The sequence below is a fragment of the Clostridium tagluense genome (assembly GCF_003865095.1).
In the GTDB taxonomy this organism is placed as follows: Bacteria; Bacillota; Clostridia; order Clostridiales; family Clostridiaceae; genus Clostridium_AD; species Clostridium_AD tagluense.
Genome location: NZ_BHYK01000008.1, coordinates 71,871 through 95,533 on the forward strand (window position 1 = coordinate 71,871; position 23,663 = coordinate 95,533).

A 23,663-nucleotide genomic window follows, 5' to 3' on the forward strand; every position below is an offset into this window, starting at 1 on the left:
CTAATTTCTCCTCTTGACTATACGGTAACTGTATACTTTATACTTATATTATAGCGTTATGCAATAATATTTCAAGAATACTTAAAAAGGGAGCGAATATAAGCAATGAAACTAATATTAAAATACATAAAAAAATATAAACTGCTTCTAGTCCTGAATATAATATCGATTTTTGGATTTGCATTAGTCGAGCTCGGCATTCCAACAATAATGGCTAGAGTAATTGACACTGGAATAGTTAATAAGGATATAGCCTATACAAAACATATGGGTATTATAATTGTAGGAATATCTATAGTTGGTGCCATGGGTACAATATTGTTAGGATACTGTTCTTCAAAAATCTCTACCAGTATGATTAGAGATATAAGAAACGATATTTTTAAAAAATCTCAAGAATTTTCACATAGTGAATATAATAAGTTTGGAATATCATCAATGATTACAAGAACAACCAATGATGTTTTTCAATTAGGACAGTTTACAACCACACTCTTAAGAACAGCATTACTTACACCCGTTATGTTTAGTGTAAGTTTAGTGATGATTATAAGAACCAGCGTGCAATTGTCTGCAGTATTAGCAATAACAGTACCATTCATAGTGCTTGGGGTAATTATTATAGCTAAGATAGCTTATCCAATATCAGAAAAACAACAGAAAAAATTAGATAAATTAAATAGGATTTCAAGAGAAAATTTAACTGGAACAAGGGTAATCAGGGCCTTTGGTAATGATGAACATGAAAAACAAAGATTTGAAGAAATTAATAATGACTATACAAATGTGTCTAAGAAGTTATATAAGCTTATGGCAATTTCTCAGCCATCTTTCTTTTTGTTATTGAATTTAGCTATTTTAGCTATCTTTTGGATTTCTAGCAAAATGATAAATTTAGGAACACTACAGGTTGGACAACTGGTAGCCTTTATAGAATATTTATTCCATGCAATGTTCTCTATTATGCTTTTTTCAATGGTGTTTATCATGTATCCAAAAGCACAAATTTCAGCAGATAGAATTCAGGAGATATTAAATGAAGAGCCTATTATTAAAAATCCTAAAGATGGCGTTAAAGACACAGCTATTAAGGGTATTGTAGAGTTTGCTAATGTTACATTTACTTATCCAGATGGAGAGCTTCCAGTTTTAAAAGATATATCCTTTACAGCAGTAAAAGGAGAAAAAGTAGCATTTATAGGAAGTACAGGCTCTGGGAAAAGTACATTAGTTAATTTAATTCCAAGATTTTACGATGTTACAGAAGGCAGCATAAGGATAGATGGAGTAGATGTAAGAGATTATGATTTAAAGGCATTACGTGGAAAAATGGGATTTATACCTCAGAAGACCTTGCTGTTTACTGGTAGTATAAGCACTAATATTAAATTCGGTAAAAATGATGCAGATAAAAAGGAGCTTGAACATTCTGCTAAGGTAGCTCAGGCTTATGATTTTATTAATAGTAAACCTGAAAAATTTAAAGAATTAGTAAGTGAAGGTGGATCTAATATGTCAGGAGGGCAGAAGCAAAGATTATCTATTGCAAGAGCATTAGTTAGAAAACCTGAAATTTATATTTTTGATGATAGCTTTTCTGCCCTAGATTTTAAAACAGATGCAATGCTTAGAGAAAAGTTAAAGGACGAAACTAGAGAGTCCGTACTTTTAATAGTTGCACAGAGGATAGGATCTATAATTGATGCTAATAAAATTATAGTATTAAATGAAGGCGAGATAGTAGGAATAGGAACTCATAAAGAATTACTAAAAACCTGCGAAATCTATTATGAAATAGCATCATCTCAACTTACAAAGGAGGAGCTGGAACAATGAAAAAGTTAAAGGATACTATAAGAAAAATATCTCCTTTTGTAAAGGTATATAGAAAACTATTTATTGCTGCAATTTTATTTATAGTAGTAGCTGCTATTTTTACGGCTATTGCTCCAAAAATAGAAGGACTAATTACAACTAGTCTTGCCAAAGATGTTATGAATATAGCAAAAGGTGCAAAAGGAGCTTTTGTTAACTTTAATTATATTTTAAGAGTATTAGGAGTATTGGCTTTTATCTATATTTTTGGAACATTATCCACATATTTAGCAAGTTTATTATTAACTAATGCTATTCAAAATACTATGAAAGATTTAAGAAACGCTGTCCAAGGTAAAATTAGAAAATTACCTATAAGTTATTTTGATAAGAATAGCTATGGGGATGTGATGAGCCGTATAACAAATGATATAGATACTATTTCTAATGCACTCCAACAGAGCTTTAGCCGAGTTATAAATTCAATATTGTCACTAACTCTAGCTATTGCGATGATGTTTACAATTAATATAAAACTTGCATTGTTAGCTATACTTATAATACCTATAAGCTATTTACTGTTAAAATATATAGTTAGTAAATCACAAAATCTATTTTATAAACAGCAAAGCGCTTTGGGGAAAATGAATGGTAAAGTGCAAGAAATATATACTGGCTTTAATGAAATAAAACTATACGGAAAGCAAGAAGATGCTATAAAAGATTTTGAAAATATTAATGAAGAACTTTTTAATACTGGATTTAAGGCGCAATTTGTATCAAGCATAATGTCTCCATTAGTTTCATTAGTAAGTTATTTAGGAGTTGCAGCCATTGGAATTTTTGGCGCAATATATGCTATAAATGGAATAATGACAGTGGGTAATCTTCAAGCGTCTATTCGTTATATTTGGCAAATAAATCAACCGATTTCTGAGGTGACGCAATTATCTGCTGCAATACAATCAGCCTTTGCAGCAATTGAACGTGTATTTGAAATATTAGATGAAAAGGAAGAAATTCCAGATAAAGTTGATTTTATAAAATTAGAAAATCCGCTTGGAAATGTTACTTTTGAACATGTCAAATTTGGATATAATGACGATAAGGTTTTAATTGAGGACTTAAGTGCAGAGATAAAAAGTGGTCAAATGGTTGCTATAGTAGGTCCAACAGGAGCAGGTAAAACAACATTAATAAATTTATTAATGAGATTTTACGATATTCAAGGGGGAGCTATAAAGATAGATGGAGTGGATACTCGCGATATGAAACGTAAAGATTTACGTTCTATATTCGGTATGGTTCTTCAGGATACTTGGCTATATAATGGAACAATTCATGAAAATATTGAGTATGGTAGATTTGGAGCTAGCAAGGAAGAAATTATTGAAGCCGCTAAAATAGCTAACGTACATCACTTTATTAAAACTCTTCCAGATGGGTATAACATGTTTTTAAATGAAGAAGCTTCTAACATATCTCAAGGAGAGAAACAACTTTTGACTATAGCAAGAGCTATAATATCAAATCCAGCAATATTAATATTAGATGAAGCAACTAGTTCAGTTGACACTAGACTCGAAATATTACTCCAAAAAGCTATGAGGAATATAATGAAAGGAAGAACTAGCTTTGTTATTGCACATAGACTTTCAACTATTCGTAATGCAGATTTAATATTGGTTATAGATGAAGGGAATATTATAGAACAAGGAACCCATAATGAGCTAATGAAAAAGGGTGGATTCTATGAAAAACTTTATAATAGTCAATTTGGGAGTCAGGTAGCAAATTAAATTAATTATCCTAATTTTATTACAAGGGTTTATTTCCATTTATCAAAAGAATTTGAAAATAAAATTAGAAAACAAGGATAACGATACGTTATTAAAATAAGTGCATTGGCCCAAGGAACTACATGAAACTGTAAGACTACAAAATAAGAATCTTCATGGTAAAAAAGATTAAAATAAAATCCAGTAGAAAAGCACTTGTTGCTTACTACTGGATTTAGTTTATCAAAAAAAGTTTCTAAAAATAAATACGGAGAAAATTTGACGCTTACATACATCTTAATATATTAAAAGCCCATATCATTAAATGTTAGGCTACTTGCGATGACATATGATAAAAGTACGTCTTAACAATTGGAATGGGAAACACGAATAATGGTCTTTGAAAACTGAATAATACGGTATTTAAAAATAAGAATATTTACTATGTTTTACAAAAATAGTGATTATTCATATAGAAATATGCTATAATTACCATTAGTTAAGACGATATCGTATTTTAATGCGATATATGAACGATGTAAAACGACTTAATAAATAGTAATTTGATGTATACTTAATTATTATTTGTTATAACTAATAAAATTTTAGAAAAGAGGTTATGTAATGAAAAAAACTGTATTATTTGTTATTTTGGATAAGTATGCTGATTGGGAAGCTGCTTATGTATCTTCGCTAATTCTTGCATTGGGTCAAGAGGTATATTCTATAAAAACTGTTTCCTTGACGAAAGATAGTATTAAATCACTAGGTGGATTTACTGTTATTCCAGATTATGATATTAAATCTGCTCCAACTGATTTTGAAGGCTTAGTTCTAATTGGTGGAATGTCATGGAGAACTGAGAAGGCTCAGCAGGTTAAGCCTTTAGTAGAAAATGCTCTGAACAACAAAAAAGTTTTAGGTGGTATTTGTGATGCTTCGGTTTTTCTAGGTAAAATGGGTATTCTAAACAATGTCAAACATACTAGTAATGATTTAAATGATTTGAAGCAATGGGCTGGAGATGCTTATATGGGAGAAGAAAAGTATATGATGCAACCGGCAGTGAGAGATAATAATATTATTACAGCAAATGGCACAGCGCCTTTGGAATTCGCTAAAGAAGTAATGATTGCGTTAGAAGTTGCACCCGAAAAAAGTATTCTTGAATGGTACAATTTTTATAAATATGGTTGTTATGAAGCACCTATGCCACATATGTAGATTTGATGTAACGTAATTTTATATTCAGTTCTGTCGTATTTTTCTTAAATTGTTGAATAATTGTGAAATAGTAATTTAATATCTAAATATAATAAAAAGGGGTGAGAATATGGCAAAAATTAAAATTGTTGATGTAGACAAAATACCTTTATGCCCATATTGCGAGAAGGAATTGGATACAATAGAACGATTATATAAAGGGTTTTTTACCTCCACTGTTATTTATATTTGTCCTTATTGTAATAAAGTAATAAGTATTGGTTATGATGCATAGTAAGATGCATTTTTCTAATTAAGCGTCACAACTATAAAAACCGAATGATTCCTTAAAATGCCGTATTATTCAGAATTGAATTTTACGGCACTTTTACGTCGCATTTCAAAAAAATAACGAACTATAGCTACTTTATTAGTTTCAATTACATCATTAAATAGTATAGGAACTTTTTGCTTATCTAATACGAACTATAATATATAATAAGAGTATAGATTAAAAGTGAGGTAATAAATTATGATTAACAAAAAACATTAGGACTAACTACAGATCAGTATGAAAGTATTATTAAACTACATTATATGTTTAATAAGGTTAAAGGTATAAATGTTATAGAGAGAATACTTATCTTTTGGTATAATCTAAATAAAAGCTATAGTGCTAAGTTGTGAAAAGGAGAGGTTTAATTGAATATACTAATTGCTGATGATGAAAAACAAATGGTGAAAATCCTTTCAGCCTATTTTCAAAAGGAAGGGTTTAATACAATTACAGCAGTGGATGGTGAGGAAGCCTTAGATTTATTTCATTTGCATAAAATTGATTTAGCAATTTTAGATTGGATGATGCCTAAAGTTAGTGGTGTTGAGGTTTGCAAATATATTAAAGAAAATAGTAATGCAAAGGTACTAATTTTAACGGCGAAAACGCAAAATGAAGATGAAATTAAAGCGTTAAATTGTGGAGCTGATGAATACATAAAAAAGCCTTTTGATCCTAGAATACTTTTAATAAGGGCAAAAAAACTTATAAATATTAGTGATGTGATAAATATTAATGATATAAAAATAAATACAGATGAGCAAAGGGTATATAAAAATGGAGAAGCTTTAAAATTAACAAAAATAGAATATGATCTTTTGATTTCATTTGTTAGAAACAAGGGAATTATTTTATCTAGGGATAAGCTAATAGATTTAGTTTGGGGGATGGATTATGAGGGAGATTATAGAACGGTAGATACACATATAAGAAGGCTCCGATCAAAAATAGGTGAGGATAGTATAAAAACTTATAGAAGACTTGGTTACAGTATGGAGGCTGATGAAAATTAAAATAAGTAAAAAATTGAGATTGTCTATAGCCTCAGTTACAATTTTTGTAACTATAGTTTCTATGGTAATAAATATATTCTTTATTGATAGATATTATATATTTAAAAAAACAAAGGCATTAAATAAGATTTCTGAGGGGATAAGCAGAGAAAAAACAGATTATATTTTAAAAAATATAGGACAAATAGAAAAGAAAAATGGTGTCACTATAGTTTATTCAGAGCTAAGTAATGGCATTAATAATATTAATGCGGAGTTAATAACTAAATTTGATTTGAAAAAAATTAAGTTAAATAAATTTTGGGTTACAGAAGATACTTTGAGCAAGCTAGCTAGTACAAGTGTAAATAAGATATATGATCAAGGAGTAACAAAATATAAGGTATTAACAAAGTTTATAAAGGTTGATAAGTACATAGTTGCTATAGCAATGCCACTACCTTATATGGGGGAAACTATAGACATTGTAAATAAGTTTAATATATATTTAAATATATTTTCTATAATTTTAATATTAATTTTAGTTAATATTTTTTCGAGGAAAATAATAAAACCATTAGAACTTATAAAAAAATTATCAAAGGATATTGCTAATTTAAATTTTAGAAAAGAAGAAATTAAAACAAATGATGAAATAGAAGAACTTGCTATAAGTATAAATAGTATGAGTGAAAGCTTAGAGCAGGCACATAAGGAAATTAATCTTCAAAATGAAAGGCTAAAGACTTTGATTTCAGATATGGCTCATGAAATTAAAACTCCCTTAGCTTTAATAAAGGTGTATGGACATGGTATTGAGGATGGGTTAGATGATGGAACATATATGGATATAATTCAAGAGCAAATAGGCAATATGGATAGTTTAGTAGAAAATATTTTATTTTTGTCAAAACTTGAGAGAAAAGAATTAAGAAAATCTAGTTTTAGTTTAAAGAAAAAGGTTAAAGATGTTTTAAAAAAATACAAACTACTTATAGGTGAAGCTAACATAGAATTTATATTAAATATAAATGAAGATGATGAATATATTATTTGCGCAGATGAGGAAGGGCTTGATACTGTATTAAATAATTTAATTACAAATGCAATAAAGTATACTAACAATAATGAGGTACAAATAGAAATATTTAAAGAAAACAATAATATAATATTTTCTATAGTGAATGGATTAGAGGAAAGTAGTGGAGAAAATTTAGAAAATATATGGGATCCTTTTTATGTGCTTGAAAAATCAAGGAGTAAAGAACTTTCTGGTACAGGACTAGGTCTATCTATAGTAAAGAAAATATTAGAAAAACATAATCTCAACTTTGGGTTTAATGTAAAAGAAGATAAGATTGAATTTTATATAATATTTTAAATATAGGTTTTGTAACATTGGTGTAACATTTCTATAGTATTTTCTTTATGAGGTGATTTAGTTGAAAAAAAGAATATCATTATTTTTAGTAGCGATAACAGTAACAACATTATTTACAGGTTGTAATAAAGCTATTTTAAGTAATAACAAAGTAGTTTTAAGTAGTAGTAAAACTAATACTATGGCTTTTAATTTAGATTTTAAATTTAAAGTCCAACCTGAAACATTTAAGGTAACAGTAGAATCTAATGGAACCACAGAAACAGTATCAGAACCCTTAGAAAAAATGGAAGTATCAAACTTAAAGAACAATGGAGATAAAATATCTTGGAGTTATAAAAAGAAAAATATTGATGTGCAAATTCAAAAGAAAGATAAGTATTTAGATGTATCCATAAAATCCAGTATTAAAGAGGGTGAAAATAAATTTTCATGGCCCAAAGTAACGGGAGAAGCATATATGCTTCCATTAAATGAGGGCAAGTATATTCCAAAGGATGATAAAGTTTGGAAAGAATATTTAAATGATAATGAAATGAAAACTTTAGAGTCTTTTTCTATGCAGTTTTTTGCATCAAGCAAAAAGAATTATTCCTTATTATATATAATTAAAAATCCTTATAATAATGAAGTTAAATTTGATACTAAAGAAAATATTAAATTTACTTTTAATCATGAATATCCTTCAATAAATAAAAATAAGGATTACGGGTTTAGAATTTATTTAACTAAGAATAATCCGGTAGATATAGCCAAAACTTATAAAAGTTTTATTGCTGGACAGGGAAACTTTAAGTCTTTAGAGGATAAGGCTAAGGACAATAAAAATATTGAAAAGCTTTATGGAGCACCACACGTTTATTTTTGGGATAGGTCAGCAATATCCCAGGAAAATATTAAATGGAATAAGCTAAAAGGAAAAATTCCACAAGAATTAAAACTTTGGATGCAGAAGTTACTAAAAACAAAGGTTGAAGATGGTGGAGAGCTAGCTACTGTTTTTAATGATATAGATTCTTTAGAGTATATTGATAAATATACAAAAGATAGAATTATAAAAAATTTTAATTCGCTAGTACAGTTAAAGGAGTTTTATAATCCTAAGCTATTTGTGAATTTAGATAAAAAGAGTAAAGCATTGATAGAAAAAGGTATAGATAAGTTAAATCCATTAGAATTAATAGGTTTAAATAAAAGTTTATTAAAATCATCTTTAGGAGAGGCAGCAGATCCTATTGAAAAATGGGCAGATGCGAATACTGTTAATGTACTTTACGATATGAAAAAGTCAGGTATTGATAAAATGTGGCTAGGGTTAGATGACTGGCAGGAAGGCTTTTTAAATCCAAAATTAGTTAGTGAGGCAAATAAACTGGGATATTTAATAGGTACTTATGATTCTTATCATTCAATTCATAAGCCAGGAGAAGAAAAGTGGTCCACAGCAAAATTTTCAGATACATCTCTTTATGAAAATGCCACTGTAACCAATAAAGAGGGTAAGAAGATAGAGGGGTTTAATGGAACGGGAAGAAAATTAAACCCAAATTTTGCTATGCCAAGTGTAAAAGATAGAGTGTCATCTATTTTAAAGACTGGTTTAAAGTTTAATTCTTGGTTTTTAGATACAGATGCAACAGGAGAAGTGGTGGATGATTATTCTAAAGCGCATCCTACAACGCAAGCAGAAGATATAAAGGCAAGAATAGAAAGAATGGAATACATTCAAAAACAGTTTAATATGGTGGTTGGAAGTGAAGGCGGAAATGATTTTGCAAGTAAATCCATAGCCTTTGCTCATGGAATAGAAACCCCAGCCTTTTCATGGATGGATAAGGATATGAGTAAAAATAAGGATAGTAAATATTATGTAGGAAGATATTATTCAAGTAATGGAGGAGTAGCAGAGTTATTTTCAAAGCAGGTACCTATAAAGGATAAGTATAAGAAGTTATTTATGGATACTGCTTATACAATTCCATTATACAAATTAGTTTATAATGATTCAGTCATAACTTCTTATTGGTGGGGTTTTGGTACATTAAAAATAAAAGATGAAGTGAAAAATAGAATGTTATATGAGGTTTTATATAATGTGCCACCACTTTATCATATTGATAAAAATGAGTGGAATAAGAATAAAGAGGTTATTGTAAAACATACGAAGACTTGGTCTGATTTTAGTAAAAAGGCAATTACTATGGAAATGACAGATTTTAAAATTCTATCAAAGGATAGATCCGTTCAAATGACTAAATACGGAAAAGATTTAAAGGTAATAGCTAATTTTTCTAATAAAGAAGTTAATACTTATGGAGAAAAAATTGCTGCAAAATCTCTTATTATAATTGATGGAAAAAGTAAAATTAAATATACCCCATAAAGGACTAAGGTCTAGCTTATAAATTATATATAAGCTAGAGCTTTTTCATTTAAAAGGTAAAGGCATGTAACATGGGACATTTATTTGGATATTAGAATAATTTAAAACTAAAGTTAAAGGATATGATAAAAAATGAGAATGAGAAAAAAAATTATTATTTGGACAATATTATGTATAAGTTTACTAGGGATATATACAACCTTTATAGAAAGAAATTTATTAATTGTAAAAAGGCATAATGTGACAATCAATAAAAATGGAAAGGAAGAGTTAAAGGTAGTGCAAATTACAGATATACATCTTGGACAATTTTACAATTTAGATCAGCTAGAGAAGGTGGTCCAAAAAATTAATGCTTTAAATGCTGATATAGTGGTATTTACAGGTGATTTAATTGATAATGCTTCAACCTATGATGAAATTTACAATGTAGCAGATACACTTAAAAAAATAAAATGTAGGATAGGTAAATATGCTATATACGGCAATCATGACTATGGTGGAGGTGCTGTTAGATACTATGATGATATAATGAATAAAGGTGGATTTAAGATTTTCAAAAATGAGGGGATAAGCATTTTGTTTAAGGATAAGCATATAAGAATTTTTGGAGCAGATGATGGGTTAATGGGAAATCATAATGTAGATAAAACAATGAATGGAATTAACAATAAGTCTATAAATTTATTATTGTTACATGAGCCAGATTTAATAGAGGGATATAGTAATTATCCAGTTGATTTAGTGCTTAGTGGACATAGCCATGGTGGACAAATATACATCCCACTTTACGGTCCATTAAAGAAAAATGTACTATCAGAAAAATATACAAAGGGATTTTATAAACTAGGCAACCCTAGAGGCACAAAAATATATGTTAATAGTGGACTCGGAAATACAAAAGTACCATTTAGATTGTTTAATATTCCACAAATTTCGATTTTTAATTTAAAAATATAATATTTAATTGTGTATAAATGCATAACTATTTCTAGAATAAACCGTGAAAGTCAGATGCGTAGGTTGACAGTAATTTAAGCATATATTACTATGTTACAAAGCAATAAAAAATATACCATATTAATGGTAGTAGGGGAAAAGTTGAGAAATGATAAAATATATACAATCGAAAACAGTTAAGATAACCTTGTCTGCCACAATAGCAATTATCATATCAAATTATTTGGGATTAGAATTTGGTGTAACTTCAGGTATAATTGCAATATTAAGTATTCAAGATACAAAGAAAGAAGCACTATTAGTTGGGGGTAGGAGAATAATCTCATCTGCGGTGGCTATTGCTTTATCGTTTATGCTATATATGCTACTTGGAAATAATCCTATAGTGTTTGGGTTATTTTTACTTATATTTATTCCAATAACAAATATCTTAAAAATAAATGAGGGGATGGTTATTGGAGCAGTATTATCAACGCATCTTTTAATAAGTACAAATATTAGTATTTCTTGGATTATAAATGAAATAGGGTTAACTATTATAGGAATTGGGGTTGCCATGGTATTTAATTTATTTACAGCACCACTCCAGGAGAGTTTTGAAAAGAATAAAGAGAAGATAGAAGAGCAATATAGATTAATATTATCAGATATGGCAAGGAGTTTAGTTACTCAAGCTGTACCAATTTATGAACAAGAGGTGATTTTGAGTATAGAACAACTAATTGTAAGTACTAAATTGATTACACAAATAATAAATAATAATAATTTATTTAAGAGCAATAATTATTATGTAAGCTATATAGATATGAGAATGACACAATTAGATGCAATAAAAAGAATGAAAAGACATTTTTCAAGGTTCTATATGACCTATGAACAAACTAGAATATTATCAGAGTTTACTGAAAATGTTGCAATTAATATTCATGAAGATAATGATTGTATCGAACTTATAAGTAAACTCGACTTACTTAGGAGTGATTATAAAATGATGGAACTACCGAAAAATAGGAATGAATTTGAAAATAGGGCATTGCTATTTCAATTTTTAAATGATTTAGAAGATTTTTTAATTATTAAAAAAGAGTTCAAAGAATCTATTGATAATTTATACAGATAAAAAATATTGAATGCATTGGAGGAATGCTAATTATTATGTAGAACATAAAAGGTATACTAAGTTTTATTTATTAAATGGAGGCGATTATAGATGAAAAAACTAATTAATAACCCGGAATTTGTTGTTGAGGAGATGCTGGAAGGTATAGTAATGGCACATCCAGATTATGTTAGAAAACTTGAAAATGTAGATGTACTTGTTAGAAAAAATTCGCCTATATCAGGAAAAGTTGCATTAGTTAGTGGGGGAGGAAGTGGACATGAACCAGCACATGGCGGGTATGTAGGAATGGGAATGTTAGATGCAGCAGTGTGTGGTGCAGTATTTACATCTCCAACTCCAGATCAAATATATGAAGCTGTAAAAGCAGTCCATGGTGAACTTGGAGTTCTTCTAGTAGTTAAAAACTATACAGGAGATATAATGAATTTTGAAATGGCCAGTGAAATGGCTGAGATGGATGGAATAAAAATTGCAAGGGTTGTTGTTAATGATGATGTAGCAGTTGAAAATAGTCTTTTTACAGCTGGAAGACGTGGCATAGCTGGAACTGTATTTGTTCATAAAATAGCTGGGGCAAAAGCAGAAACGGGAGCAAGTCTTGAGGAGGTTAAGGCAGTAGCTGAAAAGGTAATAGCAAATGTGCGAAGTATGGGAATGGCAATAACGCCCTGCATAGTTCCTGCAGCAGGCAAACCTAATTTTAGTTTAGCCCAAGATGAAGTTGAAATTGGCATGGGTATACATGGGGAACCAGGTACTCATAGAGAAACTCTAAGTCCAGTTGATGAAATAGTAGAACACATGCTTTTGAAAATATTAGCTGATATGCCACTGGAGCCAGGGGAGCAAGTAGCAGTTATGATTAATGGACTTGCAGCTACACCATTAATGGAGCTTTATATTGTTAATAGAAAAGTTCATAAGATCTTAGAAGAAAAGGGTGTAAAAGTTTATAAAACATTTGTTGGAGAATTTATGACCTCTCTTGAAATGGCAGGATTTTCTGTTACATTATTAAAACTTGATGATGAATTAAAGGTTCTATTAGATGCACCGGCAGATACACCAGCGTTAAAAGTGTTATAGCCTAATAATGCCTCTGATGACTTGAAATCAAAACACTTTAGTATATAGGGGAGGTAATAAAATGAGTATTTCAGGATTACAAGTAATTTCAATATTAAATAAAATCGCGAATGTAATTGAAGAAAATAAGAATTATTTATGTGAGCTAGATGCAGCTATAGGTGATGGAGATCATGGAATTAACATGAATAAGGGGTTTAATGCTGTTAAAGAAAAATTAAGAGGCGATAATGGATGCGACATTGGAGAAATTCTTAAGAACACCGGAATGGCATTAGTTTCAAACGTAGGAGGTGCATCAGGACCACTATATGGTACAGCATTTATGAAAGCTGCGCTAGAAGTTAAAGGAAAAGCAAATATAGATATTGAAGATTTTATTAAAATATTAGAGGCAGCCTTAGGCGGAGTTTTGATGCGAGGAAAAGCGGTTAGCGGAGAAAAGACAATGATAGATGCAATAGCACCAGCTATTGATGCTATGAAAGAAGCTTTAAAGGCGGGATTAGTGCCAATAGATATTTTAAAAGCTTCAAAAGATGCAGCAATAAAGGGAGTAGAATATACAAAAACTATAATTGCTACTAAGGGAAGAGCTAGTTATCTTGGAGAAAGAAGTATTGGTCATCAAGATGCAGGAGCAACTTCAAGCTATTTAATATTAAATACTGTTTATGAAGGAGTAAAGGACATAAAAGAAGGATTGGTGTAATATATGGTAGGAATCGTAATAATTTCTCATAGTAGTAAAGTTGCAGAAGGCGTAAAAGAGTTAGCACTTCAAATGGCGGATAATGTGCCTATTGTAGCAGCTGGTGGGACTAGTGATAATGGGCTAGGAACAGATATAGAAAAAATTATTTTGGCAATAAATAAAGTATATTCAGAAGACGGTGTAGCCATATTATTTGATCTTGGTAGTGCATATATGAATGCACAGATGGCTATTGAAACTCTTTCAGATGAAATGCAGAAAAATGTCGTGATTATTGATGCGGCTTTAGTTGAGGGAGCTATTGTGGTGGCAGTGGAAAGTAGTATTGGTAAAGATTTAACAGAAATTCAAGAAGCGGTTAAGGGTTTATGTCTTCATAAAATGCCATAAAATTAAAAAAAAATACTGTATTGGAAAATTCCAATACAGTATTTTTTTTATTTACTGATTATGAAGTAAATACTACATAATGGAAAGATTTTTTCAGTATATATATATGAGGGATAAATAGGAGGAGTTGAGTTAATATGGGCAAAAAAGTCATTGCTATAGGGAATAGGTTAATGATGGATGATGCAGTAGCGGTAATGATTTTAGAAAAAATTAAAAATGAGTTAGAGGAGAAAAATATAGAAACTATTGTAGGGGAAACAGATGTGGACTTTTGCTTTTCAAAATTAAATCAACAAGATATATTCTATATTATAGATTCAACATATTATGGGAATGTTCCAGGTACGGTAACTTTTAAAAAATTAAAAGATATTAAAAATACTAGCGGCGACTGTAGGTCTATTCATTCTTTAGGTTTAATGGAACTAGTAAATAGTTATAAGATGGATATTAAGGGTTATTTCATAGGAATAGAAATTGCTAATATAGATATAAATATTGGACTAAGTCATAGGCTGCAAGGAGAAATAGATTATATATCTAGGGACATATTGAACTTTATAACATAAGTTTTTTTATGATCACCAAATAGACTAGCCCACGACTTGTTATTTATTTGAATGTGCATTATGATTAAAATGAGGATTTTTACAAAAGATATAGGCAAGATAAATAACATTTATTTTTTTTGGAGGGTTAGATGTCAAAAATAAACAAATATATTATAATATCATTAATTGTATCCCTATTTGGGGAGATATATTTTTATCCATTTGAAAGCGCACTGAAATTTTCCGCAGGGGTAATTACTTTTAATTTATGCGCACTTATGATGGAGGATATGTCAGAAGTAACAATGGGAATTTTATGTGGCCTCGGTGTATTTATGACAAGAAATATTTTTGGTGTATTGCTTTTACACCATGATATTATAGATACATTAGTTTTAAATTTTCCATCACTTTTATATTATTTAATCTATGGAGTTCTTCTTAAGATTACTAAAGTTAGGAAATATAAAAACAGTATAGTTAACACAATTTTTATATTGGCATTAACCGATTCCTTTTGTAATTTAGGTGAAGCCGTTATGAGAAATGGTATTAATGTCTATATTGTAAGAATTATAATTTTTGTAGGATTTATAAGAGGATCTATAACTTATCTGGCTTACCTTACTTATAATAAACAAAAATTATTTATTTTGAACAGCGAACATCAGAAAAGATACACTGAGTTAAATTTGTTAATTTCAAATATACAGGCAGAGATGTTTTATTTAAAGAAGTCTATGAAGGATATTGAAAAGGTAATGTCAAAAAGTTATAGTTTATATGAAACCTATAAGAATAATGAATATTTAAGAGAAAAAACTTTGGACATTGCTAGAGAAGTACATGAGATAAAAAAAGATTATTATAGAGTTTTAAAGGGATTTGAAGCACTTATAGATAATTTTGAAAATGAAGATGAAATGACACTTTCCAATATTTTTACTATAATTAAAGATAACACTAGCAGATATATAAAAGAAAGCAATAAAGAAATAGAAATATCATTCCATTTTGAAAAAGATTTTACGGTTAAGGATCATTGTAATTTATTTGTTATACTTAATAATCTAATTATAAATAGTATAGATGACTGTGAAAATAGTGATTTCATTAAAACATCTGAAAAAGAGGATGAAGACAATATATATTTTGAGGTAACTGATACAGGAAAAGGGATTGATGAAGATATTTTTCCTTATATTTTTAATGCAGGTTTTACTACTAAGTATGATGATATAACAGGAGAAGCTTCTACGGGCATAGGACTTTCACATGTAAAGAATATCATTGATAATTTAGGTGGATATATAGAAGTAAAATCAGAAGTAAATCTAGGTACTACTTTTATATTAAAAATACCTAAAAACTCACTGAATGGAGGATAATTATGGAAATGACTTTTTTGATTGTTGATGATGATATTAGCATTAGAAAAATGCTAGGACTTCTCATAAAAAAAAATAACCTTGGAAAAGTTATATGTGAAATAGAAAGTGGCAAGGATGCTGTGCAAGAGATTCTATTCTATAATCCGGATATAGTACTTATTGATCTTTTGTTACCTATAGTGGATGGAATTGAAATAATGAAAGCTAGCAAGAAACAAGGATATAAGGGCAAGTTTATTATGATATCACAGGTTGAAGATGAATCTGTGGTATCAAAAGCATATGAAAATGGAGTAATTTTTTTTATAAGCAAACCTATAAACAGTATAGAGGTTATTAATGTTATAAAAGGCATATGTCATAATATTGAGTTAGAACATTCACTAGCCCTTATAAAGAGCGCAGTATTAAACTTAAATAGTGATAAAAATGTAACAAGAGAATTATTTATAGATGATGGAATAACTAATATTTTCGCTGATATAGGTATCGCTGGTGCCGTAGGAAGTAATGAGTTAATAAAAATCATACATAAAATAATGGATTTTAAAAAAAAGAGTCCAAACTCCACCTATAAGCTACAAAAAATATACTATGAAATGGTACAGGAAGAACATGTGGATGGAAATCTAAATGCAAATAAAAGAGCTTTAGAACAAAGGGTTAGAAGAACTATTCAAAAGGCTTTAGAGACTATATCAGAGCTGGGTTGTGATGACTACAGTAGTAGCGTTTTTATGGAATATAGCACTTTATTATTTGACTTTAAACAAGTAAGGCAAGAAATGAGACATATAAACAATGCTTTAGAGGAACCAGGAAAAATAAATACAAAAAAATTCATTGAAAGTATTATTACTAAATTAGGCTCTTAATAATTTTAGTAATATAGCTTAAGTTCACAATAAATGGTATGAATAGTTTGAAAATTTAATTTTAAGCTGTAGTATCTTGTAGTATTCCGTTGTTATTTGTATAAGCCCCTTACAATATATTATAATGTAGAAAAATTATAAGGAGGCATAACAAATGGCTTTTAAATTAGATATGATTCAAGCGGTAGCATTAGCAGTTGTTGTTCTATTTATAGGACAAAAAATCAAAAATAAATTGGAAGTTTTAGATAGATACTGTATACCAGCACCTGTAATTGGAGGATTAATTTTTGCAATAATTACTTTAATACTAAAATTAAGTAACATATTGATTTTTGATATGGACATAACACTTCAAAAGGTATTTATGACCGCATTCTTTACAACTATTGGGTATACTGCAAGTCTTAAATTACTTAAAAAAGGTGGAAAAGGAGTTTTTATTTTTTTAGGAATATCCATATTACTTTGTGTTCTTCAAGACTTTACAGGAGTCGCACTTGCTAAGATGTTCGGTTTAAATCCACTTATAGGCCTTTCAACAGCTTCTGTTCCTATGGTTGGTGGACATGGAACATCAGGTGCATTTGGTCCAGTATTCGAAAAAGCAGGAGCAGTAGGGGCCACCACAGTAGCAATGGCATCAGCAACTTTTGGCTTAATTATGGGAAGTATCATTGGAGGACCTTTAGGAAAAAGATTAATTGAAAAAAATAATCTTTCATACCCTATGAAAATGATTAATTCACATGATTACAAAGAGGCAGCTGTAATAAAAGAAAACACTGAAAAACAGCTAAATCCTGACAATTTTATGGGTGCTACGTCTCAGATTTTTTTAGCCATGGGAATAGGTACAATTATATCTCTTTTACTAGAAAAAACAGGCAGGACTTTTCCACCATACATAGGTGCTATGTTTGCAGCCGCAGTACTTCGAAATATATCTGATTCTACAAATTTATATAAAGTTTATGAAGATGAAATCGATATCATAGGAGGAGTTTCATTATCATTATTCTTATCTATGGCGCTTATGGGACTAAAGCTATGGCAATTAGCAGATTTAGCAATGCCACTAATAGTAATGTTATTAGCTCAGACGATTTTGATGGGATGTTTTGCATATTTTGTAACCTTCAACTTAATGGGGAGAGATTATGATGCAGCTGTAATGGCTTCTGGTAATTGTGGATTTGGCATGGGTGCTACACCAAACGCAATGGCCAACATGGGAGCTATGACAGCAAAATATGGTCATGCTCCAAGGGCGTTTTTTATTGTGCCACTGGTGGGAAGCTTATTTATAGATTTCTGTAATACTGGAGTTATTACAATGTTTATTGATGTTTTTGGGAAATAATAAACATGCGAATTTTACCAAATAGTTAAAAGTATAAGTAATAATAAAAAAGTTAAAAATAGCGAGAAAATATCTCGCTATTTTTATTTTTCTAAGGTATAAATCAAGTCTTTGTAAAGGATTTTAAACTTATGGCTTGATAAAAAAAAGTATGAACTTTATAATTAAAGCATAAGCTTTAAGGAAGGTGACAAATGGATATAATTAATGATTACTATAATGAAGTTATATGCAGTATTAATGAAGGGGTTATTGTTATAGACAATAAAGGCATCATAAAAATCATTAATAAAGCTGCTGAAAAAATGTTAAGGGTTAATGCAGAAGATAGTATAGAAAAAAATATATTAGATATATTTCCACATAGTGAATTATTAAAGGTATTTGAAAAGGGAGAAACGAAAGGAAATATAAAAGAGGGAAAGTTTATTGTAACCCGTAGCGCAATAACTGTTAAGGGTGAAGTTATAGGTGCACTCCAAATATTTAGTGAAGAAAAAGAAGATAATCTATTTGTAAACCTGCAAGATGATGGTGACGATTCCGAAAGCATTTTAAATACAATTATTAATACTGTAAATGAGTGTGTAGTTGTAGTAAATAAAAATGGAATAATAACTATGATGAGTAATGCATATAAAGAACTTGTTAATTGCAAAAGTCCAGAGGGAAAGCATGTGACACAGGTTATTGAAAACACAAAATTACATATAGTAGCAAAAACTGGGGAAAAACAATTTGGAGAACTTCAAGAGGCTAATGGGCATAAAATGATTTCTATGAGAGTTCCTATAAAAGAACAGGGTAAAGTTGTAGGGGCCATTGGAAAAGTAATGTTTAAGGATTTGAGCAATTTCAAGATATTGAGTAATAAATTGTGGAATTTGGAAAAAGAAGTTGAATACTATAAAAATGAGTTATGCGGAGATGGAAAAGCAATATATACTTTTAGGAATATTATAGGACATGGTGTTAAGAGCCGCGAGGTAATGAAAATGGCAAAAAGAGTAGCAAAAATAGAGTCAAACGTTTTAATTACTGGTGAGAGTGGAACAGGTAAAGAACTTTTTGCTCATTCTATTCATAATGCCAGTAGAAGGTGTTTAAAACCTTTTGTAAAAATAAATTGTGGAGCTATCCCAGCAGAGCTTTTTGAGTCAGAAATGTTTGGATATGAAGAAGGGGCTTTTACTGGTGCTAAAAGATCAGGCAAGAAAGGTAAGTTTGAACATGCAAATGGAGGCACCATTTTATTAGATGAAATTGGTGATATGCCTATGAATATGCAAGTTAAGCTTTTAAGGGTTATTCAAGAAAAAGAGTTAGTCAGGGTTGGCGGAAACAATGTTATAAAGGTTGATGTACGTATTATTGCATCTACTAATAAGTCACTAGAAGGGTTAATAAAAGATGGAAAGTTTAGAGAAGATCTGTATTACAGATTGGATGTTATGCATTTGAAATTACCATCATTAAGAGAGAGGACGGAAGATATTGAAGAATTATCAAATGAACTTCGAAAAAAAATAAGTAAAAAATACGGGGTTTATTCCGAAGGTATTTCTAGCGAGGCCATTGATTATTTAAAATCTTATAGTTGGCCTGGGAATATAAGGCAACTTGAAAACGTAATAGAAAGAGCTATAAACTTGCTTGATGCAGAGCTTTGTATAATGCCAAGGCATTTGCCAGAAAAGATAATTAAAAATAATATAAAAAAATATTCATTAGAAAATAATTATTTGAAAGATGTTGTTGAAACTATTGAAAAGGATCTTATTATGGAGTGTATAGGAAAAACAGGCGGAAATAAAAGAGAAACAGCGAAAAGATTAGGGCTTAGCAGAGCTGGATTATACAAAAAATTAAACCGGTATAATTTAATGGAAATAGCCAATCTACAATAGTATACATGTAAACTTTGTTTACATATATTGTTTCATATCAATAATAGTTATAGTATATTAGGAGAGAATTATCTGAAGAACTAAATGTATACATATATTAAGGCGTTGAAAATACTTTTGGTGATTTTTTTAACGATAAAGTTATAATATTAACAAAATTAAAATGAGAAAATTAATGGAACTATTAATGTAAACTAAGTTTACACTTGAAGTCATAAGTTGTGTTATAATAAGAGAAAACGTTGATATAGTGTGATTTACAGGATTTTCTTAACTTGGCACGAAAAATGCTATATAATATATACATAGGAAAAAAGTTAAAGCAAATGATAAATTCCTATTATATTGTAATAAGCTATTAGTGGAATAAATAAATGGAGGTTATATATATGAGAGACGTAGTAATTGTGTCAGCAGTAAGAACAGCAGTAGGAAGTTTTGGTGGAGCATTAGCAAAATTGTCAGCTGTAGAAATAGGAACTATTGCAGCTAAAGAGGCTATAAAAAGATCAGGTGTTAAACCAGAACTAATACAGGAAGCTGTTATTGGTAATGTAATACAAGCAGGACTTGGACAAAATGTTGCAAGACAAATAGCTATATACGCGGGGATGTCTGAAGAATCTTCAGCTCTTACAATAAATAAAATATGTGGTTCGGGACTAAGAGCTGTAAGCATGGCAGCACAATTTATAATGTGTGGAGACGCAGATATAGTACTAGCAGGTGGAACAGAAAGCATGAGTAATGCTCCATATGCACTTCCAAACAATAGATGGGGTGCAAGAATGGGAGATGGAAAAATAGTTGATACTATGATTAATGATTCTCTTTGGGATGCATTTAATAACTATCATATGGGCGTTACTGCAGAAAATATCGCAGAGAAATGGAATATAACAAGAGAAGAGCAAGATCAATTTTCTTTAAAAAGTCAATTGAAAGCTGAAAAAGCTATAAAAGAAGGCAAATTTAAAGATGAGATTGTTCCAGTTTCAATCCCTCAAAGAAAAGGCGACCCAATAATATTTGATACAGATGAATTTCCAAAAGCTGGTTCAACTATAGAAAAACTAAGAAAATTAAAACCTGCCTTTAAAAAAGATGGTACTGTAACAGCTGGTAATGCATCAGGAATAAATGATGGTGCAGCTATGTTTATAGTAATGTCAAAGGCAAAGGCTGAGGAACTAGGAGTTAAACCGTTAGTTACAATAAAAGCTTATGCATCAGGTGGGGTAGATCCAAAAATAATGGGATATGGACCAGTTCCTGCATCTAGAAAAGCATTAGAAAAAGCAGGAATGACTGTAGCGGATTTAGATTTAATAGAAGCTAACGAAGCATTTGCTGCTCAATCATTAGCTGTAGCTAAAGATTTAGGATTCAATACAGAAATAGTAAATGTTAATGGTGGAGCGATAGCATTAGGTCACCCAGTAGGGGCTTCAGGAGCAAGAATACTTGTTACATTAATACATGAAATGATAAAAAGAGATTCTAAAACTGGGCTTGCTACCTTATGCATAGGTGGAGGTCAAGGAACGGCCATTATTGTTCAAAGATAAATTAAATGAAAGACCAGTAAAAAATACTGGTCTTTTTTATTTGCAAGAAAAGCATGTAATTATTTATTAATCTTTCTGAAATTAATTAGAAGAGAGGTTAAATATTTATATATTATCAAAAATTAACTTGATTTTTTATGGTAAATTAGTAATAAAAAAAAATTTAAGATGGATTTAATAATAATGTGGCATAATACTAAAGAATAACTGGAACTATTATGGTATAATTATAATTATAGGAGTGATATAGATGGTTAAAATAAAAAATGCGCTTCCAAACATTTTCACATTAAGCAATATGTCTTGTGGAATTATGTCTATACTTATGAGCTTTGAGAGCAATTATAAATTAGCAGCATTATTTATTCTTTTAGCAGGAATATTTGATAGGTACGATGGAAGAATAGCTAGGTTTTTAAAAGTAGATAATGATTTAGGCAAAGAGTTAGATTCATTATGTGATTTAATATCTTTTGGTGTAGCACCTTCCATATTAATATTTAATATTTATAATTTTGTGGAGCTAGGTTATATTGGATATTTAATGGTTTTAGTTTTTCCAGTAGCAGGAGCTTATAGATTAGCAAAATATAATATTACAGATTTTGATGGAGTTTTTTCAGGAATTCCTATCACCATTACAGGCACATTTTTGGCGCTGTATGCACTATTTGTGTTTAATCGACCTCTAAATTTAGGACCTACTATTTTTTTAATGATTGTATTATCTTATTTGATGGTAAGTAAATTTAAATTTAAAAAAATGTAATAGGATAATAAGACATAAGTTTAAATAATATTGTAATGGAATTTTAATAAAATATATTTTAAAATGCAATTATTGTAGTTGCCTCACTTTATGGTGAGGCTTTTTTTAATTTTTAAATCTGTAGTAATACTCAGGCGTATCTTCAGTAATAGCTTTAAATTCATAGCCTAAATCTTTATAATATTTTATGATGTTAGGTAGAGCGACTACAGTGTTTTTATTATTGAAATTGCAATGCATTAGAATTATGGCTGCATCTTTATTGCCTTTAATTATTTTTGAGTTGCAAATAAGCTGGTCGACGTTTAAATTAGGGTTTATACCATCATATATATTAACATTCCAATCGTACACTTTAAAATTGTTTTTATGAAGATCATCTAAGGAAAGAGCATTTAAGCGCTTAGAACTACCACCAGGAAACCTAATAATCTTAGGAGCAAAGCCTGTAACCTCCTTTATTTTATGAGAAGTTTTTGTCATTTCATCAATAAAACCCTCTGTGCTTCTATATATTTTTTTGAAATCATGACTGTAGGTGTGAAGACCTATACCGTGACCTTCATTATATATTCTCTTAAGAATTGACTCCTTTCCTTCAATTTCCTTACCTACTACAAAAAAAGTAGCTTTTACATTTTGTTTTTTTAATACATCTAATAGTGCACCTGTAACAACATAAGTAGGGCCATCATCAAAAGTTAAATAAGCAATTTTGGGAGGGGTTATATCAGCAGAGCTTTTACATAATAAATTTAAAGATATAAATGCTGGGCTATTTTTTATTATATTATTTTTGCCAGCACTGTTAGTTAAAAATAATAGAATAATAGGAGTAATAAAAAAAAGAAGAATATATCTTTTTCTAAGAGTCATATTATCGCCTACCTTTAATTTTTTCATAATTAGTTTACCCAAAGAAATGTATATTAAAGCAGTATATTTTTAATTGATAAATCATTGATAAATGATTGACAATGAACACTGAAATTTTGTATAATTACATTGTTCCGTATAGAAAGAATTTTCTGACTGTATGGAAAACAAACTAATTAATCAGAACTTTAGGTGAT

The 23,663-nt window shown here is 29.6% G+C and carries 20 protein-coding genes; 19 read left to right on the forward strand and 1 reads right to left on the reverse strand.

Translation table 11 applies throughout. From position 1 onward, the window contains the following. Positions 1-105 precede the first annotated feature (105 nt). The 19 genes from Ctaglu_RS08950 (at position 106) to pssA (ending at position 22,590) form a co-directional block, all read left to right on the forward strand. Positions 106-1,836, forward strand: coding sequence for an ABC transporter ATP-binding protein (locus Ctaglu_RS08950; RefSeq protein WP_125000195.1), 1,731 nt, complete (start codon positions 106-108; stop codon positions 1,834-1,836). Beyond that, positions 1,833-3,614 (forward strand): ABC transporter ATP-binding protein, encoded by a 1,782-nt coding sequence (locus Ctaglu_RS08955; protein WP_125000197.1) that lies wholly within the window; start codon positions 1,833-1,835, stop codon positions 3,612-3,614. The genes Ctaglu_RS08950 and Ctaglu_RS08955 overlap by 4 nt, the downstream gene beginning before the upstream one ends. A gap of 603 nt (positions 3,615-4,217) precedes the next feature. Next, positions 4,218-4,817, forward strand: coding sequence for a type 1 glutamine amidotransferase family protein (locus Ctaglu_RS08960; protein ID WP_125000200.1), 600 nt, complete (start codon positions 4,218-4,220; stop codon positions 4,815-4,817). Between the two features lie 109 nt (positions 4,818-4,926). Beyond that, complete coding sequence (locus tag Ctaglu_RS25075) at positions 4,927-5,091, forward strand: hypothetical protein (protein ID WP_185732634.1); 165 nt, start codon at positions 4,927-4,929, stop codon at positions 5,089-5,091. A gap of 407 nt (positions 5,092-5,498) precedes the next feature. Next, the gene (locus Ctaglu_RS08965) at positions 5,499-6,146 is read left to right on the forward strand and encodes a response regulator transcription factor (protein ID WP_125000203.1); all 648 of its coding nucleotides are present in this window, start codon (positions 5,499-5,501) and stop codon (positions 6,144-6,146) included. Next, positions 6,136-7,506 (forward strand): HAMP domain-containing sensor histidine kinase, encoded by a 1,371-nt coding sequence (locus Ctaglu_RS08970; RefSeq protein ID WP_125000206.1) that lies wholly within the window; start codon positions 6,136-6,138, stop codon positions 7,504-7,506. The genes Ctaglu_RS08965 and Ctaglu_RS08970 overlap by 11 nt, the downstream gene beginning before the upstream one ends. 61 nt (positions 7,507-7,567) lie before the next feature. After that, positions 7,568-9,889, forward strand: a complete 2,322-nt coding sequence (locus Ctaglu_RS08975; protein WP_185732635.1) for a glycoside hydrolase — start codon at positions 7,568-7,570, stop codon at positions 9,887-9,889. Positions 9,890-10,021: 132 nt separating this feature from the next. Continuing rightward, positions 10,022-10,849, forward strand: a complete 828-nt coding sequence (locus Ctaglu_RS08980; protein WP_125000210.1) for a metallophosphoesterase — start codon at positions 10,022-10,024, stop codon at positions 10,847-10,849. A gap of 148 nt (positions 10,850-10,997) precedes the next feature. Continuing rightward, entirely contained in the window at positions 10,998-11,969 is a 972-nt protein-coding gene (locus tag Ctaglu_RS08985; protein ID WP_125000214.1) for an aromatic acid exporter family protein, read from the forward strand. A 90-nt stretch (positions 11,970-12,059) separates the two neighbouring features. Continuing rightward, complete coding sequence (dhaK, locus tag Ctaglu_RS08990) at positions 12,060-13,058, forward strand: dihydroxyacetone kinase subunit DhaK (protein WP_125000217.1); 999 nt, start codon at positions 12,060-12,062, stop codon at positions 13,056-13,058. Positions 13,059-13,119: 61 nt separating this feature from the next. Further along, a complete protein-coding gene (gene dhaL, locus Ctaglu_RS08995) occupies positions 13,120-13,770 on the forward strand; it encodes a dihydroxyacetone kinase subunit DhaL (RefSeq protein WP_125000220.1) in 651 nt (216 codons plus the stop codon). A 3-nt stretch (positions 13,771-13,773) separates the two neighbouring features. Beyond that, on the forward strand, positions 13,774-14,163 hold the full coding sequence (gene dhaM / locus Ctaglu_RS09000; RefSeq protein ID WP_125000223.1) for a dihydroxyacetone kinase phosphoryl donor subunit DhaM: 390 nt from the start codon (positions 13,774-13,776) through the stop codon (positions 14,161-14,163). Between the two features lie 137 nt (positions 14,164-14,300). After that, positions 14,301-14,735, forward strand: coding sequence for a hydrogenase maturation protease (locus Ctaglu_RS09005; protein ID WP_125000226.1), 435 nt, complete (start codon positions 14,301-14,303; stop codon positions 14,733-14,735). Positions 14,736-14,866: 131 nt separating this feature from the next. Further along, on the forward strand, positions 14,867-16,105 hold the full coding sequence (locus Ctaglu_RS09010; protein WP_125000229.1) for a sensor histidine kinase: 1,239 nt from the start codon (positions 14,867-14,869) through the stop codon (positions 16,103-16,105). A 2-nt stretch (positions 16,106-16,107) separates the two neighbouring features. Continuing rightward, on the forward strand, positions 16,108-16,983 hold the full coding sequence (locus tag Ctaglu_RS09015; protein ID WP_125000232.1) for a DNA-binding domain-containing protein: 876 nt from the start codon (positions 16,108-16,110) through the stop codon (positions 16,981-16,983). A 154-nt stretch (positions 16,984-17,137) separates the two neighbouring features. Continuing rightward, positions 17,138-18,346: a sodium/glutamate symporter gene (gltS, locus tag Ctaglu_RS09020; RefSeq protein ID WP_125000235.1), complete on the forward strand. Its 1,209-nt coding sequence runs from the start codon at positions 17,138-17,140 to the stop codon at positions 18,344-18,346. A 194-nt stretch (positions 18,347-18,540) separates the two neighbouring features. Continuing rightward, the gene (locus Ctaglu_RS09025; RefSeq protein ID WP_125000238.1) at positions 18,541-20,253 is read left to right on the forward strand and encodes a sigma-54 interaction domain-containing protein; all 1,713 of its coding nucleotides are present in this window, start codon (positions 18,541-18,543) and stop codon (positions 20,251-20,253) included. 389 nt (positions 20,254-20,642) lie between these two features. Beyond that, positions 20,643-21,821 carry an acetyl-CoA C-acetyltransferase gene (locus Ctaglu_RS09030; RefSeq protein WP_125000241.1) on the forward strand — a complete coding sequence of 393 codons (1,179 nt, stop codon included), beginning with the start codon at positions 20,643-20,645 and terminating at the stop codon, positions 21,819-21,821. 250 nt (positions 21,822-22,071) lie between these two features. After that, on the forward strand, positions 22,072-22,590 hold the full coding sequence (gene pssA, locus Ctaglu_RS09035; RefSeq protein ID WP_125000244.1) for a CDP-diacylglycerol--serine O-phosphatidyltransferase: 519 nt from the start codon (positions 22,072-22,074) through the stop codon (positions 22,588-22,590). Positions 22,591-22,695: 105 nt separating this feature from the next. On the opposite strand, the gene Ctaglu_RS09040 is transcribed toward pssA, so the two are convergent. Continuing rightward, entirely contained in the window at positions 22,696-23,493 is a 798-nt protein-coding gene (locus Ctaglu_RS09040) for a polysaccharide deacetylase family protein (RefSeq protein ID WP_233439725.1), read from the reverse strand. Between the last annotated feature and the right edge of the window lie 170 nt (positions 23,494-23,663).

What these genes read in the sequence shown, in the direction of transcription:
- Ctaglu_RS08950 (WP_125000195.1), top strand. Translation starts at nt 106, where the DNA reads ATGAAACTAATATTAAAATACATAAAAAAATATAAACTGCTTCTAGTC.
- Ctaglu_RS08955 (WP_125000197.1), top strand. Translation starts at nt 1,833, where the DNA reads ATGAAAAAGTTAAAGGATACTATAAGAAAAATATCTCCTTTTGTAAAG.
- Ctaglu_RS08960 (WP_125000200.1), top strand. Translation starts at nt 4,218, where the DNA reads ATGAAAAAAACTGTATTATTTGTTATTTTGGATAAGTATGCTGATTGG.
- Ctaglu_RS25075 (WP_185732634.1), top strand. Translation starts at nt 4,927, where the DNA reads ATGGCAAAAATTAAAATTGTTGATGTAGACAAAATACCTTTATGCCCA.
- Ctaglu_RS08970 (WP_125000206.1), top strand. Translation starts at nt 6,136, where the DNA reads ATGAAAATTAAAATAAGTAAAAAATTGAGATTGTCTATAGCCTCAGTT.
- Ctaglu_RS08980 (WP_125000210.1), top strand. Translation starts at nt 10,022, where the DNA reads ATGAGAATGAGAAAAAAAATTATTATTTGGACAATATTATGTATAAGT.
- Ctaglu_RS08985 (WP_125000214.1), top strand. Translation starts at nt 10,998, where the DNA reads ATGATAAAATATATACAATCGAAAACAGTTAAGATAACCTTGTCTGCC.
- dhaK (WP_125000217.1), top strand. Translation starts at nt 12,060, where the DNA reads ATGAAAAAACTAATTAATAACCCGGAATTTGTTGTTGAGGAGATGCTG.
- dhaL (WP_125000220.1), top strand. Translation starts at nt 13,120, where the DNA reads ATGAGTATTTCAGGATTACAAGTAATTTCAATATTAAATAAAATCGCG.
- dhaM (WP_125000223.1), top strand. Translation starts at nt 13,774, where the DNA reads ATGGTAGGAATCGTAATAATTTCTCATAGTAGTAAAGTTGCAGAAGGC.
- Ctaglu_RS09005 (WP_125000226.1), top strand. Translation starts at nt 14,301, where the DNA reads ATGGGCAAAAAAGTCATTGCTATAGGGAATAGGTTAATGATGGATGAT.
- Ctaglu_RS09010 (WP_125000229.1), top strand. Translation starts at nt 14,867, where the DNA reads ATGTCAAAAATAAACAAATATATTATAATATCATTAATTGTATCCCTA.
- Ctaglu_RS09015 (WP_125000232.1), top strand. Translation starts at nt 16,108, where the DNA reads ATGGAAATGACTTTTTTGATTGTTGATGATGATATTAGCATTAGAAAA.
- gltS (WP_125000235.1), top strand. Translation starts at nt 17,138, where the DNA reads ATGGCTTTTAAATTAGATATGATTCAAGCGGTAGCATTAGCAGTTGTT.
- Ctaglu_RS09025 (WP_125000238.1), top strand. Translation starts at nt 18,541, where the DNA reads ATGGATATAATTAATGATTACTATAATGAAGTTATATGCAGTATTAAT.
- Ctaglu_RS09030 (WP_125000241.1), top strand. Translation starts at nt 20,643, where the DNA reads ATGAGAGACGTAGTAATTGTGTCAGCAGTAAGAACAGCAGTAGGAAGT.
- pssA (WP_125000244.1), top strand. Translation starts at nt 22,072, where the DNA reads ATGGTTAAAATAAAAAATGCGCTTCCAAACATTTTCACATTAAGCAAT.
- Ctaglu_RS09040 (WP_233439725.1), bottom strand. Translation starts at nt 23,493, where the DNA reads ATGAAAAAATTAAAGGTAGGCGATAATATGACTCTTAGAAAAAGATAT.